An 18,055-nucleotide genomic window follows, 5' to 3' on the forward strand; every position below is an offset into this window, starting at 1 on the left:
CTCTCCCTTTAGTTAAAATAATGGCGTTCCTGTCATTTCTTCTGGCTGGTCGATACCTAGCAATTTTAACATGGTTGGCGCCAGATCAGCGAGAATACCGCCTTCTCTGAGTGTTACGCCGTCTTTCGTCACAATCACTGGTACTGGATTCGTCGTATGTGCAGTCATAGGTGCGCCTTCGATCGTCATCACTTCGTCTGCATTTCCGTGGTCCGCGGTTATGATTGCGGCACCGCCTTTAGCAAGAAGCACATCCAAAATACGTCCTACACATTCATCTGTCGTCTCAACTGCTTTTACAGTCGGTTCAAGCAGTCCACTATGTCCGACCATGTCAGGATTGGCAAGGTTGAGGATGAACGCATCGATTTGGTCCTCTTGTAGTTCTTTGATGAGCGCATCCGTTACTTCGTACGCACTCATTTCAGGTTTCAAATCATACGTGGCAACTTTAGGTGAAGGGATGAGAATCCTCTTCTCGCCTTCAAATTCTTCCTCTCGTCCACCACTCATGAAGAACGTCACATGAGGATATTTTTCGGTTTCCGCGATTCGCAGCTGACGGATATTGTTCTGAGAAAGAACTTCTCCAATGGTGTTTTTCAAATCTTGACTGGCAAATACAACCTGCGAAGCGACTTCAGCACTATAATCCGTGAACGTGACGAATTTCAAATCGGTGTATTGCTTCGCTGAAAAACCGTCAAATCCATTTTGAGTGAACGCACGGGATAATTGAATCGCGCGATCTGGTCGGAAATTGAAAAATACAGCGGAGTCTCCTTCGGAAATCCGAACAGCAGCTTGTCCCTCTTGTTGAACGATGAACGGCACGACGAATTCGTCTGTCACACCCGCGGCATAAGAAGCTTGGACACCCTCTGCGGCTGAAGCATAAACGGGACCTAAGCCATTGACCATGACATCATACGCCAACTGGATCCGTTCCCAGCGTTTGTCGCGATCCATCGCATAATAGCGGCCTGAAATCGAGGCGAGCTGTCCTATACCAACCGATTTCATGACTTCTTCTATCCGTTCGATATACGTTAACGCTGTTTTAGGACCGACATCTCTTCCATCCAAAAACGCATGGACATATACTTTGCGGAGCCCGTTCATTTCAGCGAGTCTGAGCAGTGCAAACAAATGCTCATAATGACTGTGGACACCGCCATCAGATAGCAGACCCATCAGATGCAGTGCACCGTCATTCGCTTTTGCGTGTTGGACAGCCGCGAGCAGCGCTTCGTTTTGGAAAAAGTCGTTTTCACGGATCGATTTGTTGACCCGTGTAAGGCTTTGGTAGACAATGCGTCCTGCTCCGATATTCAAGTGACCGACCTCGGAATTCCCCATTTGACCTTCAGGCAATCCGACCGCTTCCCCGCACGCCGTTAACGTGGAATGGGGATAGGCGTTCCATAATCGCTCATAATTCGGTTTCTTTGCATGCGCCACAGCATTTCCGGAAGTTTCTGAGCGCAGGCCAAAACCGTCCATAATGATTAAACCAACAGGGCCTTTAGGCATTCGCTCCAGCCTCCGCAAGTGCGGCGAACGATTCCGGATCGAGGCTAGCCCCACCGACTAATGCTCCATCGATATCGCTCATCGAAAGGAGTTCTTCAATGTTCCCTGGTTTTACACTGCCCCCGTACTGAATACGGATCGCCTGTGCCACGGAATCCGAATACAGCTCTGTAAGGACTGCACGGATCTGTCCACACACTTCGTTCGCATCCTCAGCAGTAGCTGTACGTCCAGTGCCAATCGCCCACACCGGTTCATAAGCAACGATAGCTGAAGCAGCATCGGTTTCACTTACTCCCGCAAACGCTTTCTTCACTTGTTCCGAAACAATAGCTGATGTCGCGTTGCTTTCACGTTGTTCAAGAGTCTCACCAACGCATACGATCGGTGTGAGCTGATGCTCGAAAGCTGACTTCACTTTACGATTCACGGATTCGTCTGTTTCGTTAAAGTATTGTCTCCGTTCAGAGTGCCCAATGACAACAAATTCGACACCTATACTTTTCAGCATTGCAGGGCTGATTTCGCCTGTAAATGCGCCTTCTGCTTCCTCATGCATCGTTTGCGCACCGATTCGAATCGGTAATCCTTCTGACTTTTCTACAAGAGTTGCCAAATACGGAGCTGGTGGACAGATGACTGTTTCTGCCTTATCACTTTCCTTCAACTTCCCAGCAAGAGCCTCCACAAATGCAACAGCTTCATCCATTGTTTTGTACATCTTCCAGTTTCCTGCGATAATCGGTTTTCTCATGAGTAGTCCCTCCTTATGAACGATCTTTCAATGCAGCAACGCCTGGCAGTTCTTTACCTTCCATGAACTCGAGTGACGCGCCGCCACCTGTAGAGATGTGGTCCATTTGTTCTGCTACTTCAAACTTTTCTACCGCAGCAGCAGAATCGCCGCCGCCAATAATTGTAAAGGCATCCGTTTCAGCCATCGCTTGAGCGACACGTTTCGTACCTTCAGCAAATGGCGCCATTTCGAACACGCCCATCGGTCCATTCCAAATCACCAGTTTTGAATCCCGGATTACACTGTCGTATAGGTCAGCGGTTTTAGGACCGATATCGAGGCCCATCCAACCTTTTTCAATCTCACTCACGTCCACAACTTTTGTTGCTGCGGATTCCGAGAACGAATCAGCAACGACAGCGTCAATGGGAACGTATAAGTTGACGCCTTTTTCTTTCGCTTTCTGGATGAACGACTGTGCCAGCTCGATCTTATCCTCTTCAACGAGGGAGTACCCCGTTTCATGGCCTTGAGCACGTGTAAACGTATACGATAATCCCCCGCCGATCAGCAGGTTATCCACTTTATCGAGCAAGTGATCGATAACACCGATTTTGTCTTTCACTTTCGCCCCGCCAATGATTGCAGTGAAAGGACGGTCCGGATCGGACAATGCTTTTCCAAGGACATCCAGTTCCTTCTCAAGAAGAAGTCCTTGGACACTTGGGAGATACGCTGCAATTCCAGCTGTTGTTGCATGCGCGCGATGTGCCGCACCAAATGCGTCATTGACGAAAACGTCTGCCAGTGCAGCAAATTGTTTTGCAAGTTCAGGATCGTTCTTTTCCTCACCTGCGTGGAATCGCACGTTTTCAAGCAAAAGAATGTCTCCATCCGCTAATTCAGAAACGGATTTCTCGACTGCTGTTCCTGTAGACTCATCCAATTTCAGAACGGGTTTACCAAGTAATTCAGCCAAACGTTTTCCGGCTTCCGTTAAACGTGAATCTTCTTTCACTTCACCTTTAGGACGCCCTAAGTGACTTGCAAGAAGTACTTTTGCTCCCTGTTTGGAAAGGTACTCGATTGTCGGGATGGCAGCACGGATTCTAGTATCATCTGAAACTTTCCCATCTTCCATAGGGACGTTGAAATCCACCCTGCAGAAAACCCGTTTCCCTTTTAGATCCATGTCTTTCATCGTCATTTTGGCATTCATGCGCACAAGCACTCCTTCAAAACAAAAGTTTATGTTAAAAAAAGGAGGAAACGGGCAATGCCGTTCCTCCTACCCATCTATCAAGTATAATCGGTCACAATCTGATTAGCCAGATTTTATGTGCCCGCTATGCGATTAGGGGGTTTCTTCTTATAGTCCTTTTTCATTCATGTACAACGCTAGATCGATACATCGTGCAGCATATCCTTGTTCGTTGTCATACCAGCTGATCACTTTCACCATGTTATCTCCAAGGACCATTGTTGACAGACCATCCACTGTAGAAGAAGCATGATTGCCATTGTAGTCTTTCGAAACGAGTGGAAGATCGCTGTAGAACAAGTAGCCCTTCAGTTCGTTTTCTGATGCTTCTTTCAACGCACTGTTCACGTCTTCGACCGTAACATCTTTTTTCAACTCAGCAACGAAGTCAACGAGTGAAACGTTCGGTGTTGGAACACGCACAGCCATTCCATCCAATTTCCCTTTCAATTCAGGGATTACTTTAGTTACAGCGGATGCTGCACCTGTAGTTGTCGGAATCATTGACTCCGCTGCAGCGCGTGCACGACGGTAGTCCTCGTGTGGAAGGTCAAGAATTCGCTGGTCGTTTGTATACGAGTGAATCGTTGTCATCATCCCACGCTCAACACCGAACTTTTCGTTCAATACTTTTACGACAGGTGCTAAACAGTTTGTCGTACATGATGCATTGGATACGTAGTGATCGGTTGCTGCATCATATTCCTGTTCGTTCACACCCATAACAAGTGTTTTCACATCACCTTTAGCAGGAGCTGACAAGATGACTTTTTTCGCGCCGGCATCGATATGTTTCTGTAAGCCTTTAGCGTCGCGGAATACTCCAGTACTTTCAACAACAATGTCGACTCCAAGGTCTTTCCATGGTAGGTTAGCTGGATCTTTTTCAGCATAGACACGAATCTTTTTACCATTCACGATGATATGGTTTTCATCCGATGTGATCTCCGCATCCAGAATTCCGTGAACCGAATCATACTTCAACAAGTGTGCAAGCATCGGTGCATCTGTCAAGTCATTGACCGCTACCACTTCAAGTTCCTCGTGCTCCAGTGTGTCTCGCATCACGATACGTCCAATACGTCCAAATCCATTAATCGCCATTTTTACAGTCATGTAAAATCCCTCCAAGTTTTTGTTGTGTTATTTAGATGGTATACTTTGATGATTCTCCAAAGCAGACCTATTGTAAACATGTCGTGTTATTCGTTTGCCAGCAAGTTCACGATTTCCCTTGCTGCGCCTTCATCTGTAATGAGAACAGTTTGCTTTGCGGCTCCACGCAGATAGGAAAGAATCGCCTCTGCTTTTTCAGAGCCCCCGGCAACTGCTAATACTAACGGGATACGTTTCAGATGATCAGTTTGTATGCCGACCGTCCGAAGATGATGAACAATCTCACCAGCTCCATTGAAGTAATACCCGAAAGCCTCACCTTTAGCACATCTGGATTCGAGTAACTGCTGCTCTTCTTGCGTCGAATCCCGCATAGCCGCCATTTTTTTCGCATCCCCGATACCGTGCAGCAAACAATCTGCTGTCTCATACAGTTCAAGCATTTTTTGAGCGGTCGGTTCTTTCAAGAAGATGGCGTGTGCCTCTTCACTTAAAGATTCCGGATAATACAAAGACTTGTACGAAGCATTGCACGTATGTGCAAACGTAGCAGCAATCACATTGGCTTGCTGGCCTATATTATCTCCAACCCCACCTCTGGCAGGGATGAAAACGGTGTTCTCTGCACCAGGGTAACAACTCAAATGTTTTGGAATCGCTGCCATTGTACTTCCACCTGTCACCGCTACGATACGGCCGTTTCCAATGCGGCTAGCAAAAACAGATGCTGCTTCAGTTCCAAGTAATTCGTTAGAAGCACCAGGTTCAGAGCTATCCCCTTTTACAACGTGTACATCTTGAATGGAAAAATAACTTTTAATACGTTTTGCCAGTACATTCTTTCCATATTGCATCTCAACTAACGGTCCAAGGTGCTGCAACACACTTTCCCCATCTGCTGTAATGGTCGCTCCCTCTTTTGCAACGCGTATGAGTTGCTGATCTCGAAGCGTTTCGACAACCGAGCGTGTTTCACGTTCAGACAATCCTGCGGTGTCAGCAAGGGGCCGCCTTCCGATAGGGCCGGAAGTTTGAATGAGCTTAAGCACAAGGTAGCGTTGTTGCAGGGCTGCCATCATTTCAGGTACCAACTTTTCTTGTGCTTCAACAAATGCCGGTTTCAGTATGACCCCTCCTTTCAACATAGGACATTTTCCGACCATGTAGGTTGTTTTACGTCCCACTGTAGTCAAAAAAATACATTAACTTATAATTCAACTATACATACTATTCCCGGTAATTTCAAATTTAAACTCCTGAGTCAAAAAGTAAGGCAAGATCTGCATAACCGACCACACCTGAGCAAAGGACTTTATTATCCTTCTCTATGACAGGGATCATAAATACATATTGCTCATGTTTTTCGTCATTGTCTTCAATGTTGACAGTCGTCCAGGTCAATGGATAATCTTCCTGGATGAGTCGCATCATCTGTTCAGCTTCATCGCACAGCGAACAACCAGGCTTCGTATAAAATTTCACATGCATAAGAATCCCTCCAATTACCCACAGTGTAAAATGAAAAAACGATCTACGCAACAACGAGCATCGCGTAAATCGTATTTTTCTACCAGCTTCGTCCTGCGCCTCCACCGCCGCCGGAACCGCCGCCGCCAAAGCCTCCGAATCCACCACCAGAACCGCCAGAGCCGCTGCCGCCTCCGAACGAACCAGGGAAGAAGACCATACCGCCGCCTCGTCTGCCTCGAGATCCGCCGGAACCTCCAGAACCGCCGGAACCGCCGCCTCTTCCGGAGTTAAAGAATATCTGGATAAGAATGAAACCAATAACGATGATAGGGACGATGGGGAGCCCACCTCCATCACCGTTGTTTCCTTCATATGTTGCAACGGGTAGTTCGGATCCTTCTAGCCCATATTCTTTTGCGATTTCGTTGTAGACAACTTTGTACATTTCAATGATCCCTTTATCGGGTTCTCCATTTTTCAAATAGGGCATGGCTACTTCGTCAATCATTCTGCCGACTTTTCCATCAGGAAGTGCTCCTTCAAGACCATATCCTACTTCTAGTCGGATGTGCTTCTTACCCGACTCATCAGGAGTTGTGGTCATAACAAGTAGAGCACCATTATTTTCTTTCTTATCCCCTAATCCAAATTCACGCAACTTGTTCAACGAAAACTCTTCAATAGGTCTTCCCTCTGTAGACGGAACGATCAATACAGCAAATTCAGCACCAGTCGCACTTTTCAGCCGCTCGCCATAATCACTCAGTTCGGCTATCTGACTTTCGGAAAGAATGCCGGATTCATCTTGTACGACAGCCACATTCGCTTGAACTACAGGTTGAATACTCACTAACAAAACCAGAAGCATACCAAGCAGGGCAAATACTCGGACAGCTGTTTTCCTCATTACTCATCTGCTCCAAAGTCGACATTAGGCGCTTTGTCTGCACCGGCTTCCGCTTTGAAGTATTCTTTTTCGTCAAATCCGAAAATCGATGCAACGAGTTTGCCCGGGAAACGCTTCACTTGTTTGTTATACGAAGCGACCTCGCCATTGTAATCTTTCCGTGCTACAGCCAGTCTGTTTTCAGTTCCGGCTAATTCGTCCATCAGCTGTCTGAAGTTTTCATTACTTTTCAACTCTGGATAATTCTCTACAACGACTAGCAAACGGCTCAGCGCGCCGGAAAGTTCAGAGTCCGCTGCAGCTTGTTCTTCAGGTCCGTTTGCGCCAGCTAATTTCGAACGGGCTTCTGTCACTTGACCAATGACTTCTTTCTCTTGTTTCGCAAATCCTTTTACCGTATTTACCAAGTTAGGGATGAGATCCACCCTGCGTTGTAATTGCGTCTCAATTTGCGAATACGCTTGGTCTACGTTTTCTTCTGCTGTTACAAATTTGTTGTAACTTGATGCGAAAATCCCTACAACGATTAAAATAATTACCCCGATGATGATAATCGGTCCCAATAACTTCTTCAAAATTCCCCGCCTCCTCAATAAGTTCTTCGATTCATCACTTTCAGAAGTTTACCCTGAAACTAACTTACTCAAAACGTTCCTACTCCCTCTTTATACGATTGAGAAAACAAAAAGTTTCTTTATATGAAAAAATCTTGTGTCTGAATAGGTTTCAGACACAAGATCAGCAATGTAAAATGGTATGGAAGTAAAGTGAAACTGACGATCCATTAATTAGCTTCAGACATCAATTTCTCCAAGTCCTCTTTCGTGAAAAAATAGGTTTCATTACAGTAATGGCAATTCGCTTCAGCCTGACCGTCCGTATGAATGATGTCAGCGATCTCTTCTTTCCCCAAACTTATAATGGCATTAGAGATTCTTTCCTCTGAACATTGGCATTGAAAACGAACAGGCATCTGCTCCAATATAGTAAGATTTTCCGCCCCCACAATTTCTTCTAGCAGAAATTCCGGTTTCGCTCCGTGTGCAATCATGGAAGGAATTGAGTCCATTTCGTGCACATAATTTTCAACTCGTTCAAATAGGTCTTTACTAGCCCCCGGCATCATCTGGATAATGATACCACCGGCAAATTGAACGTTACAACTTGCGTCCAACAGAACTCCCATCTTAACAATTGACTGGGTTTGTTCAGAGTTGTTCAGATACAATGAAAAATCATCCTCGATTGTTCCTGAAACTAGCGGAACCTGCCCAACAAATGGTGCATGCATACCAACGTATTTAGACACCGAAAACACACCATCTGATCCTACAGCCGTTTCTACATCAAGCTGATCCACGTTAGGAAAGTTCAATCCCATTTTAGGATTTGTAACATATCCTCGTACTGCACCGTCTGCGTTCGCATCCACTGAAACGCTGCCAATCGGACCGCCGCCATTTACCTTCACCGTCAATTTTTCAGTACCTTTCAGTGTCGTCCCTAGCAGCACACCTGCCGTCAACATCTGTCCAAGCGCTTCTGTAGAAGCGCTTACCGTATCATGCCGACGCCTAGCTTCTTTCACTATTTCTGTCGTTATAACGGAGTAAGCACGAAGTTGTCCCTCAAATGCGATAGCTTTCACTAGGTAGTCATTCATTTTTTCGTTTCCTCCTTTCCTCTGCCCCCATACAAATTGAGCTTCACAAATCTTTCTCTATTTTCTTCAGACGTAATTTTTCTGGTGTAACATCATTTCCAAGCGGGTCGATCACTGTCATTCCTGAAAACGTATTGCGCACCTGCCCACTTATTTCTCTCAAATAGTCTTCGCGTAATACTTGTTGCCAAACGCGCTCAGCATTGGTTAATCCCTCTTGCCGTTCTTTCTTTGCTAATTCATTGATTCGAGTTAAACTTTCAATCATGGGTTGCTCACTCTTTTCTAATTAGTATATTAGACAATTTTTATGATCATTTGATGCGCTTTCCCTAAAAGGAATCCTTTATGATTGCTGTATTTCTACGTGTTCAAAAGATGGAAAGCGCGGTAATACATATTCTCCTACTTCTTGCAGGATGTCTTCAATTGGGCGCGTGTTCGACCTCAGGTTCAACACGACGTGATTCACTCCAATATCTTGTAAAGCATATAGATAGTCGATCAAAAACTGACGACCAGATTTAAATCCGACGATAACCGGTACGGGGGTCGGAGCTGCCAGCGGGTTCTCTAACAAGTCGACTACTAGCGGCTGTATAAACGGCTTGAACGTAGGTGTATGATCTCTCCAAAGCTGGATGATCTCCCTTTGTTTTTTTAGTTCCTGAGCATAGAACAACCAACCATCTGTATGTTCAGCTAGCCACTCAACCGTTTGATCTGAAAATCCGGTTCCAAAAATAGGAATTGCTGCTAATGCCGGTTTCGGAATAATATCCCCTGCAGTCATTCCTACTCGCTCTGTCTGCAGTTTTGGATACGCTTCTTTCCATACCTTTTTCATCACTTGTACAGATTCTCTGAATAACTCTGGCCTCTTTGTCCGCTCCACTTTAAACGCCGGGAATTCAATCGCACGATCACCTGTTGCAATCCCAAACAAAAATCGTTGGTCCGACATTTCGTCTAACGAAGCTGCTGACTTTGCTAGATGTAGAGGATGACGGAGTGTCGTTACCGCACTGGCCGTTCCAATTGCGAGTTTTTTTGTATGGGCGACGACATACGCTAGTAAGATAAACGGATCATACAAGACGCCCCCATCCCCAAAGTCAGGGTCTAACAAGGGGGAATCTCTTACGAACAATGAAGCAAATCCTAAGTCTTCCGCGCTTCTTACTAGGGTCATTTGTTCTTCTAGAGTGAGCTTGGTGACTTCTCCTGACTTTTTCTCCGTTGGAAGAGTGATTCCTAATGTTAATTTATGTTCTTTGAATGTGCGCGCAAAACCACTATGCGCTTGAAAGTCAATCATGATATATCCTCCGTTGTTTCCTAGCCCTTAAGTTAGACCACCATTTTTTCCTCAATCCACTGTTCGAGCGTTTTCAGCTCTTCCCTCAAATGATCCGCATGCATATCTTCAGAAAGAGAGGCTATTGTTTTTTGCTTCAGTACATTTTTCCAGGCCACTTCAGCGTCATCCATTAAGTCTACTAATAAGCAGCATCGATCTTCTTTGTCCAATTCAAGCATGTCGTCAAGGATTCCACTAGAAGAGTAAAGTGACTGTTGCCCCTCAATCGCCAGATAAACATCATAGATACGAATATTTTCTGGATTCTGCTTTAACTTGAATCCACCTTTACTACCTGTGGTGGATGTTATCAAATCTGCACATACTAACTTCCTAAGCATTTTTTTGGAATACGTCGGCGAAGTTCCTAATTGGTGACTGATGGCTTCACCTGGCAATACCGCCTTTTCTGGTAATAGATTGAGCAAGAGAATCGCATAGATGGATTGTTCAAACCCAGCTTTCATTTGCATAGGTGTCCCCTCCTTAGGTTAAATAATAAAAATCCATTATTTCATATCATGGATAACAGTTATCTATGTTGTTTCACTATACATGAGATTGAGTAAAAGTAAAGTCTCCATGATTATCTAATGGACTGCATGTATAAAAAAACGAAAAAACCCCCTACACTTGAAGAAATACAAGTGTAGGGGGTTGAGTATGCCCTCGGCGGGAGTCGAACCCACATTTCAAGCTTCGGAGGCTTGCGTGCTATCCATTGCACCACGAGGGCAGCTTTATGTCTGCATTGCAGCGGACAAGTAATAGTATACTTGCTGTGCGTTTCAAAAGCAACCACTATTTTTAAAGCGTTATATTTGACCTTAGTTGACCATACTATGTATGATAAAGTCATGGTTAGGCGGACATCCGCTTGACATACGACCTATTCAACAATCAAAGGGAGGAAATGAAATGAACTTAATTCCTACAGTTATCGAACAGACGAATCGCGGGGAGCGTGCGTATGATATCTACTCCCGCTTGCTAAAAGACCGCATCATCATGCTTGGAAGTGCAATTGACGACAACGTAGCAAACTCGATCGTTGCTCAATTACTATTCCTTGAATCAGAAGATCCAGACAAAGATATTTCCATCTACATCAACAGCCCGGGCGGCAGCATCACAGCAGGTATGGCCATCTATGATACGATGCAATATATCAAACCGAACATTCAAACGATTTGTATCGGTATGGCCGCTTCAATGGGATCTTTCCTGCTTGCAGCTGGTACAAAAGGAAAACGCTATGCGCTTCCTAACGCTGAAGTTATGATTCACCAGCCACTTGGCGGCGCTCAAGGTCAAGCGACTGAAATTGAAATCGCGGCGAAACACATTCTCTTCATCCGCGAGAAACTGAACCAGATCCTTGCTGAGCGCACAGGTCAGCCGATCGAAGTGATTGAAAAAGATACCGATCGCGATAACTTCATGACCGCAGAACGTGCAAAAGAATATGGGTTAATCGACCATATCATTACACGCAGCGATATGAGAGAATCTGAAAGTAAATAATCTTAAGTTCCACAAGAGGCGTCCCATTCCGGGGCGTCTTTTTTTGTTAGTTTAACCCCTGCACAAATGCAACAAGCGCCTCAGCAGCTTGTTCTTCGTCGCCACCGTCTGCAATCAATGTAACTGTGCTGCCTTGTGCGATCGCTAAACTCATGACGCCCATAATACTCTTTGCATTCACTTGCCGTTCATCCCGTTTGACATATAAGTCCGAAGTATAGCGATTCGCCTCTTGTACAAATAACGCTGCCTGCCTTGCTTGCAAGCCAGGTTTTATCTTCACTTCAGCGGTTTTCTCTATCATATCTTTTCGCCCCTTCCTATTAAGTAATTCCGCCGACTCGAACTTTTTCGGCAATCTCATCGATTTTACGTAACCGGTGATTCACACCTGATTTACTTACAGGCCCTCCTGTCACCATCTCACCTAGCTCTTTCAATGTGATATCTTGATGTTCGACTCGTAAATGCGCAATTTCTTGCAACCTGTCAGGCAGTTGTTCCAAACCGATAGTCGATTGGATCAGTTTAATATTCTCCACTTGCCGCTGGGCCGCACTGATGGTCTTGTTCAGATTCGCAGTTTCACAGTTCACCAGCCGATTCACACTATTCCGCATATCCCGGACAATCCGGATGTCCTCAAAACGCATGAGCGCCACATGTGCGCCGATAATGCTTAAGAAATCCGCAATTTTTTCTGCCTCTTTCAAATAGGCAACAAACCCTTTTTTACGTTCGATCGATTTGGCATTCAGCTGATAATCATTCATGAGATCGACAAGCGCATCCGAATGCTCGGCGTACATCGAAAAGATTTCCAGATGATAGGAGGAGGTCTCCGGGTTGTTCACCGATCCACCCGCAAGGAACGCTCCGCGTAAATACGCCCGCTTGCAACATTCATTTGGAATGATTGAGGAGGAAATGGTTTGGTTGGACTGGAATGTATTTGTCAATATATCCAGATCGTCCAATAACTGACGAGCCCCTTCTCGGATCCTGCAAATATAGACGTTATTCTTTTTCAGACGCATTTTGCGTCGTACGAGCAATTCAACTTTGTGTGTGTAAAGTTTTTTCAAGTTTGAATAGAGTCTTCTTGCAATAGCAGCATTTTCTGTTTGAACGTCTAAACTAATGGTCTTATTGGAAAATGAGAGGACCCCATTCATTCGGATGAAGGCAGCAACTTCGGCTTTTGTACAGCAATCATCCGCTTCGATTTGTGTCAATTCCTTTTTTGTTTCTGATGCGAAAGACATGAACTCTCCCCTTTCTCGGTGACGATCACGTCTGTTTTGTTTTAGATTCGTCTGTTATGTAATTTACGAACCATTCAGCTACTTTTTCAGCATCGTGCAATACTCGCTTATCTTCTGCGAGTGCAATGTCTTCTTGCCAAATTTCGGGTACCAGCTTTTGCAATTCTTCAAGGTCCCGTTCCACAGGCCATGAGGTAACGGATTGACCTGCTTCAGTTAAAAGCGGTGTGATATCGGAATTATTGAGCAGCACAGCGTCCAGGAAAGGTTTTCCTACATGATCATAGAGTGCTGCAACATGCTCAGACGCTGTATATCGGTAAGTTTCCCCTTTTTGTGTGGTCAAATTTCCCACATACACTTTACTTGCTTTACTTCGCAGCACAGCTTCCCGAATATCCTGTACAAGCAACGAAGGTAAAATGCTGGTATACAAGCTTCCCGGTCCAATGATGATTAAATCCGCCTGCTGGATCGCGTCCAATGTCTCTGGTAAAGGTTTGGCATCTTGTGGGGACAAGTAGACTTGACGAATTTTACGTGCATACATCGGGATTTTAGACTCCCCAGTCACAATCGTTCCGTCATCGAGCTCTGCATGGAGCTTGATCCGTTGGTTGGCGGCTGGAAGAACTTTCCCTTTAATATTCAGCACCTGGCCTGTTTTCTTGACAGCACTGGCAAAATCGCCAGTGATATCCGTCATGGCTGCAAGCATCAGGTTGCCTAGGGAATGTCCGTGAAGATCGTCTTGCGTCGTAAAACGGTACTGGAAAAGCTGCTCGATGAGTGGTTCGACATCTGAAAGCGCTGCCATCACCTTTCGGACATCACCGGGAGGCGGGATATCGTACTGATCCAACAACCTCCCTGAACTTCCGCCATCGTCCGCAACTGTAACCACTGCGGTTAGCTCGACGGGGTATTTCTTCAACCCCCGAAGTAATGTCGACAACCCTGTACCGCCTCCAAACACCACAATCTTTTTGCGGCTGTTGGATTGTGTCATAGCGTCAGCCCTTTCTTTTTTCGATGTGCTGATGTGTTACGTACGTTGTGTAGTCATCTTTAAACTGATTCCCGAAGTATTCCGCCAGAGTGACAGAGCGATGCTGGCCACCTGTACAGCCAAAAGCAATCACAACTTGTGATTTCCCTTCGTTCTTATATTGGGGGATCAGGAACCGGAATAGGTCGGATAGCTTTGTGATCAAGGTCTGTGTATCTTCCCATTTCAACACATAGTCATATACGTCCTTATCAAGCCCCGTCTGAGGACGCATCGATTCTATATAATATGGGTTCGGCAGGAAACGAACGTCAAATACGACATCTGCATCGATCGGCATGCCATGTTTAAATCCGAATGAGATGAAATTCAATGTGAAATTTTCACCTTCACCTTCTGAGAATTCTGCAATGATTTTGTCCCTAAGCTGCTTCGGTTTCAGACGGGACGTGTTGAAGATGGAACGTGCCCGGCCTTTCACATCACTTAACAGGCCCCGTTCTTTTTGAATGCCCGTCAATGGCTGTCGACCGTTTGCGAGCGGATGTGATCTCCGGGTTTCTTTATAGCGGCTTACGAGAGTTTCATCATCCGCTTCAAGAAATAGGATGCGAGTCGTCACATTTTCCATACGGGTCAGATTATCTATCGCATCGAGCAGCGCATCAAATAGCCCGCCCCCACGAGTATCGATGACAGCAGCAATTTTTGATTTCTTATCCGCAGATTTCATCATCAGATCGAGGAAAGTCACAAGCAGTTCCGGTGGTAAATTATCAATACAGTAGTAGCCCATGTCCTCAAAACTTTGCATCGCTACGGACTTCCCCGCACCTGACATGCCGGTAATAATAACCAGTTCGAGTTCCTCAGAATGTGCGTCAATTTCCATCGGTTCAATCACCTTCCGTAGACATTTGAATTTTTTCTTCCAGCAGCTCAAACTCCTCTGTATACGTGAATGTGCCGTATTGAATACCGGAGCGTAAACTTGCAAACAGCAAGTTGGTGCGATCGCCTTCAGCCATCGGAAGGGTATTCAAGTCTCCAACCGGATGCCATCCAAGTTCCCCTTCAACGGTCTCGGTGAGAGGCGTCCCTTGCAGGTCATGGGAGACAAACGTATACAACATCCATTCATCCACAACGTCCTCGCCATTACGTATGACCATGGTGAACACACCTTTAAGATGTGGGTCAAGAGGTTTTGCGCCGGTTTCTTCCGTGAATTCCCGGACTGCCGTTTCCATAATGGACTCGCCTGCATCCATCTTTCCACCTGGGGCTACATACCAGCCTCTGCGTGGTTTCTTCAATAATAAGGTTTTCCCGTCTTTCACGACGAGTAGGTTTACAATTCTTTGCATAAGCGTTCCTCACTTCTCTTTGTACACATAGTACTAAGTATAATCGATTTCTTTGAAAAACGACACAAAAAGAAGCTGCCGGCATGGTTCGCTCCGGCAGCCTAAAAATTTATTTTAAAATAGGGGGGTCAATCAACACTCTTAGTATAACCGAACACTATTTCAGTAGCGTTACAAGAATGTTAAGGATGGGTTAAGAAAAGAGTGCGTCTCACACTTGTGTTTCAAGTGATGCAGTCAATTCTTCCACATACTTTTGACACGATTGTGCTGCGATACTGCCGTCGCCTGTTGCTGTAACGACTTGGCGCAATAGTTTTTCACGCACATCCCCTGCTGCGAAAATCCCCGGAATTTCTGTTTCCATCACTTCGTTCGTTTTAATGTACCCGTTATCATCTAAAATACCGAGATTCTTGAATGGAGCAGTGATGGGATCGAGTCCGATGTAGATGAACATCCCCTCGGTCTTAACCTCTTTTTCAGAACCATCTTCAGTTGAAACCAATGTGACTGAATCGATTTTCCCATCTTTACCATGCACTTCTTTAACAGTTGTATTCCAGATGAAATCGATCTTATCATTGGCAAATGCGCGCTGTTGAAGAATCTTTTGTGCACGTAATTCGCTACGACGGTGGATGATAGTGACTTTACTGGCAAAACGAGTTAAGTACGTTCCCTCTTCAACTGCGGAATCACCGCCGCCGATTACAATAATTTCTTTGTTTTTAAAGAAAGCACCATCACACACAGCACAGTAACTCACTCCGCGGCCTGTTAACTCCGTTTCGCCCGGAATCCCCATTTTACGGTATTCAGCACCTGTCGTAATAATGATGGAGCGAGCTTTGTACTCTTTACCACCAGCGACTACAGTTTTATATTCCTTACCATCAATAATCTCTTTTACATCGCCATACGCGTATTCCGCACCAAAACGTTTGGCGTGATCGAACATTTTAGTGGATAACTCAGGTCCAAGAATGGACTCGAAGCCTGGATAGTTTTCTATCTCTTCCGTACTTGCCATTTGGCCGCCTGGTACTCCCCGTTCCAACATCAGAGTCGTCATGTTAGCGCGTGCCGTATACACTGCTGCGGTCATGCCTGCAGGACCTGCCCCGATAATTAACGCATCATAAATAGTCTCAGATGACATGCTAGTTCCTCCTCAAATTAACTACTTCTGTACAAATCGTATAAGGTTTCTAACTTCTCATCAACTTATCTGCCTGCTATCCATTGAAGGCATGTTACGTTATTCAGGAGAAATTGGGCAGGAGGTCGAACAGCTCGCTCACATATTTAGTAAGTGTTGGTGTACTTATTTCATACAATGCAGCCAGTCTCGTTTTCGTGACCTCTTTACTCCGGGAAGAGTGGAACATATAATCAGCAGCTGCCGCAATCGCTTTTGGATTTTTAAATGGATATTGCTTCTCAATTCCGGTTTCAAATAATGTAAACCACATTTGAAATAGATGAGTCCCTTCTTCGTCAAGTGGATTGTGCTTAGCATATAACAACTCGCTCGCTTGCATTGCTCGATTGAATGATCGGTCTGCGATCGACTTTTCGACAAGTTCATAGTCCAAGCTTGAAGCAAGCACTAACTTCTCAAGATCCTCCAGCTTTTCCACGTCAATGTATGTGGGATGTGCAACAATCTCTTGTTTATGGATGGATTTTCCCAGAAGGAAAAAGCCGAACATCCTTTCACTCACGTACTCATTGCTTATTTTATCGAGTAGAAATTGCTTGTCTTGTGTATAGATCGATTCGTCGATCTGCTGCTCTGCAATGGAGTCATTCCACGGCTCAAGACCGGCTTTTGAAGGGTCGATTTCAATCAGTCGGCTAAATGCCGTTTCAGCCTGCTGCCGGTGTCCCGAAAAGAATGCAGATTGTGCAAGCCAAAAGAAGAATCCTGCATCCCCTTCAAATCCTTTTTTCTGGATACTGCGCAACCAGTGGTAGGCCTCCTTATGATTCCCAATAAGGGCAAAGGTCGCACCTAATTTGTAGCGGTTCTCAAACTGATACGGTCGTATTTTCACGAGTAATTCAACGAGGGGCTTTAATTTCTCTTGGTCGTCTTCATAATAGTAGAATACAGCAAGATTACATAATGCGTGGACATTGCCTTGGTCTTTCCGTAACACATCGTACAAAAGTTCCCTGGCATCAGAAGTTTCACCTTTATAGAAATATGCGAGTGCCAAGTTGTTGAAAGACGACCAGGATTCCGGATGATCCACTACGATATCCTCAAGTACAGAAACCGCTTTGTCAAACTCGCCTGTTTCCATTAATCGTCTCGCTTTTTCTTGCAACAAGTGGACCTCTTCATCCCCCTGTTGGTCGTCTGCTAAAAATGCGGCCTCTTGTTCAGCAAACTCAATAATCTCTTTTGCTTCTTCTGAAAGTTCCCCTTCAGGTGCCACTTTCACGTATTTTTCTGCAAACATCTTCGCTTCACGTAATAGTCCAAGATGTGCATGGATTTCTGCAAGATAGAAAATTACATCCCTATCTGTAGGCTCCAATTCGTACGCTTGAATAAGTAAATCGAGCGCCTCTTCAAAACGCCCTTCCTCCATCACCATAATTCCATATTGCATGACAATTTGGTGATCCTCGGGATTCAGTTCCACTGCACGCTTCAAATATTTCAGCGCTTCCGGAAATTGCTCTTTCTGAATCTCCGCAAGCGCTCGTTCATAATAAAATTCGCCGTCTGGGACAAATGAAATAATGTTATTGTTATTGTTTTTGTTTTGCACGTTTTTATCCAAACAGATTCCTCCGAAAAAACAAGAAGGAACGAGGAAAACGCTCCTT

Annotated in this window: 20 protein-coding genes and 1 tRNA gene; 1 reads left to right on the plus strand and 20 read right to left on the minus strand. The window is 45.1% G+C overall.

All coding sequences use genetic code 11. The annotated features are described in order from the left end of the window. Window positions 1-12: 12 nt before the first annotated feature. From gpmI to ABE021_RS05335, 13 genes are all read right to left on the minus strand, one after another. The gene (gene gpmI, locus ABE021_RS05275) at window positions 13-1,533 is read right to left on the minus strand and encodes a 2,3-bisphosphoglycerate-independent phosphoglycerate mutase (RefSeq protein WP_430287272.1); all 1,521 of its coding nucleotides are present in this window, start codon (window positions 1,531-1,533) and stop codon (window positions 13-15) included. Continuing rightward, the gene (gene tpiA / locus ABE021_RS05280) at window positions 1,526-2,287 is read right to left on the minus strand and encodes a triose-phosphate isomerase (protein ID WP_430287273.1); all 762 of its coding nucleotides are present in this window, start codon (window positions 2,285-2,287) and stop codon (window positions 1,526-1,528) included. The genes gpmI and tpiA overlap by 8 nt, the downstream gene beginning before the upstream one ends. A gap of 13 nt (window positions 2,288-2,300) precedes the next feature. Beyond that, the gene (locus tag ABE021_RS05285; RefSeq protein WP_430287274.1) at window positions 2,301-3,488 is read right to left on the minus strand and encodes a phosphoglycerate kinase; all 1,188 of its coding nucleotides are present in this window, start codon (window positions 3,486-3,488) and stop codon (window positions 2,301-2,303) included. Window positions 3,489-3,638: 150 nt separating this feature from the next. Then, complete coding sequence (gene gap / locus ABE021_RS05290; RefSeq protein ID WP_430287276.1) at window positions 3,639-4,646, minus strand: type I glyceraldehyde-3-phosphate dehydrogenase; 1,008 nt, start codon at window positions 4,644-4,646, stop codon at window positions 3,639-3,641. A gap of 86 nt (window positions 4,647-4,732) precedes the next feature. Then, window positions 4,733-5,791: a sugar-binding transcriptional regulator gene (locus tag ABE021_RS05295; RefSeq protein WP_430287277.1), complete on the minus strand. Its 1,059-nt coding sequence runs from the start codon at window positions 5,789-5,791 to the stop codon at window positions 4,733-4,735. A 103-nt stretch (window positions 5,792-5,894) separates the two neighbouring features. After that, complete coding sequence (locus tag ABE021_RS05300; protein ID WP_430287279.1) at window positions 5,895-6,134, minus strand: glutaredoxin family protein; 240 nt, start codon at window positions 6,132-6,134, stop codon at window positions 5,895-5,897. A 79-nt stretch (window positions 6,135-6,213) separates the two neighbouring features. Continuing rightward, entirely contained in the window at window positions 6,214-7,023 is an 810-nt protein-coding gene (locus tag ABE021_RS05305) for a TPM domain-containing protein (RefSeq protein ID WP_430287280.1), read from the minus strand. After that, window positions 7,023-7,598, minus strand: a complete 576-nt coding sequence (locus ABE021_RS05310) for a LemA family protein (RefSeq protein ID WP_430287282.1) — start codon at window positions 7,596-7,598, stop codon at window positions 7,023-7,025. Before ABE021_RS05310 ends, ABE021_RS05305 begins: the two co-directional genes overlap by 1 nt. A 209-nt stretch (window positions 7,599-7,807) precedes the next feature. Then, on the minus strand, window positions 7,808-8,686 hold the full coding sequence (hslO, locus tag ABE021_RS05315) for an Hsp33 family molecular chaperone HslO (protein WP_430287283.1): 879 nt from the start codon (window positions 8,684-8,686) through the stop codon (window positions 7,808-7,810). 43 nt (window positions 8,687-8,729) lie between these two features. Beyond that, window positions 8,730-8,954 carry a DUF896 domain-containing protein gene (locus tag ABE021_RS05320; protein ID WP_430287285.1) on the minus strand — a complete coding sequence of 75 codons (225 nt, stop codon included), beginning with the start codon at window positions 8,952-8,954 and terminating at the stop codon, window positions 8,730-8,732. Between the two features lie 78 nt (window positions 8,955-9,032). Then, a complete protein-coding gene (locus ABE021_RS05325) occupies window positions 9,033-10,004 on the minus strand; it encodes a TIGR03571 family LLM class oxidoreductase (RefSeq protein WP_430287286.1) in 972 nt (323 codons plus the stop codon). Window positions 10,005-10,036: 32 nt separating this feature from the next. Then, window positions 10,037-10,519 carry an RrF2 family transcriptional regulator gene (locus tag ABE021_RS05330; RefSeq protein WP_430287287.1) on the minus strand — a complete coding sequence of 161 codons (483 nt, stop codon included), beginning with the start codon at window positions 10,517-10,519 and terminating at the stop codon, window positions 10,037-10,039. Window positions 10,520-10,710: 191 nt separating this feature from the next. Beyond that, a tRNA-Arg gene (locus ABE021_RS05335) sits at window positions 10,711-10,782 on the minus strand. A gap of 182 nt (window positions 10,783-10,964) precedes the next feature. Here ABE021_RS05335 and clpP point away from each other — a divergent pair. Then, window positions 10,965-11,570 (plus strand): ATP-dependent Clp endopeptidase proteolytic subunit ClpP, encoded by a 606-nt coding sequence (gene clpP, locus ABE021_RS05340; protein WP_125102936.1) that lies wholly within the window; start codon window positions 10,965-10,967, stop codon window positions 11,568-11,570. A 46-nt stretch (window positions 11,571-11,616) separates the two neighbouring features. Here clpP and ABE021_RS05345 read toward each other — a convergent pair whose 3' ends face one another. The 7 genes from ABE021_RS05345 to ABE021_RS05375 form a co-directional block, all read right to left on the minus strand. Then, window positions 11,617-11,874 (minus strand): HPr family phosphocarrier protein, encoded by a 258-nt coding sequence (locus ABE021_RS05345; RefSeq protein ID WP_191690542.1) that lies wholly within the window; start codon window positions 11,872-11,874, stop codon window positions 11,617-11,619. A 19-nt stretch (window positions 11,875-11,893) separates the two neighbouring features. Continuing rightward, the gene (whiA, locus tag ABE021_RS05350; protein ID WP_430287288.1) at window positions 11,894-12,835 is read right to left on the minus strand and encodes a DNA-binding protein WhiA; all 942 of its coding nucleotides are present in this window, start codon (window positions 12,833-12,835) and stop codon (window positions 11,894-11,896) included. Between the two features lie 25 nt (window positions 12,836-12,860). After that, on the minus strand, window positions 12,861-13,844 hold the full coding sequence (locus ABE021_RS05355) for a gluconeogenesis factor YvcK family protein (protein WP_430287290.1): 984 nt from the start codon (window positions 13,842-13,844) through the stop codon (window positions 12,861-12,863). Window positions 13,845-13,848: 4 nt separating this feature from the next. Next, window positions 13,849-14,736, minus strand: coding sequence for an RNase adapter RapZ (rapZ, locus tag ABE021_RS05360; protein ID WP_430287291.1), 888 nt, complete (start codon window positions 14,734-14,736; stop codon window positions 13,849-13,851). Between the two features lie 4 nt (window positions 14,737-14,740). Then, a complete protein-coding gene (locus ABE021_RS05365) occupies window positions 14,741-15,211 on the minus strand; it encodes an NUDIX domain-containing protein (RefSeq protein ID WP_430287293.1) in 471 nt (156 codons plus the stop codon). Window positions 15,212-15,422: 211 nt separating this feature from the next. Beyond that, window positions 15,423-16,373, minus strand: a complete 951-nt coding sequence (trxB, locus tag ABE021_RS05370) for a thioredoxin-disulfide reductase (protein WP_430287294.1) — start codon at window positions 16,371-16,373, stop codon at window positions 15,423-15,425. A 103-nt stretch (window positions 16,374-16,476) separates the two neighbouring features. After that, entirely contained in the window at window positions 16,477-18,009 is a 1,533-nt protein-coding gene (locus ABE021_RS05375; protein WP_430287296.1) for a tetratricopeptide repeat protein, read from the minus strand. Window positions 18,010-18,055 lie beyond the last annotated feature (46 nt).

Source organism: Sporosarcina gallistercoris (assembly GCF_050459885.1).
Taxonomy (GTDB): domain Bacteria; phylum Bacillota; class Bacilli; order Bacillales_A; family Planococcaceae; genus Sporosarcina; species Sporosarcina gallistercoris_A.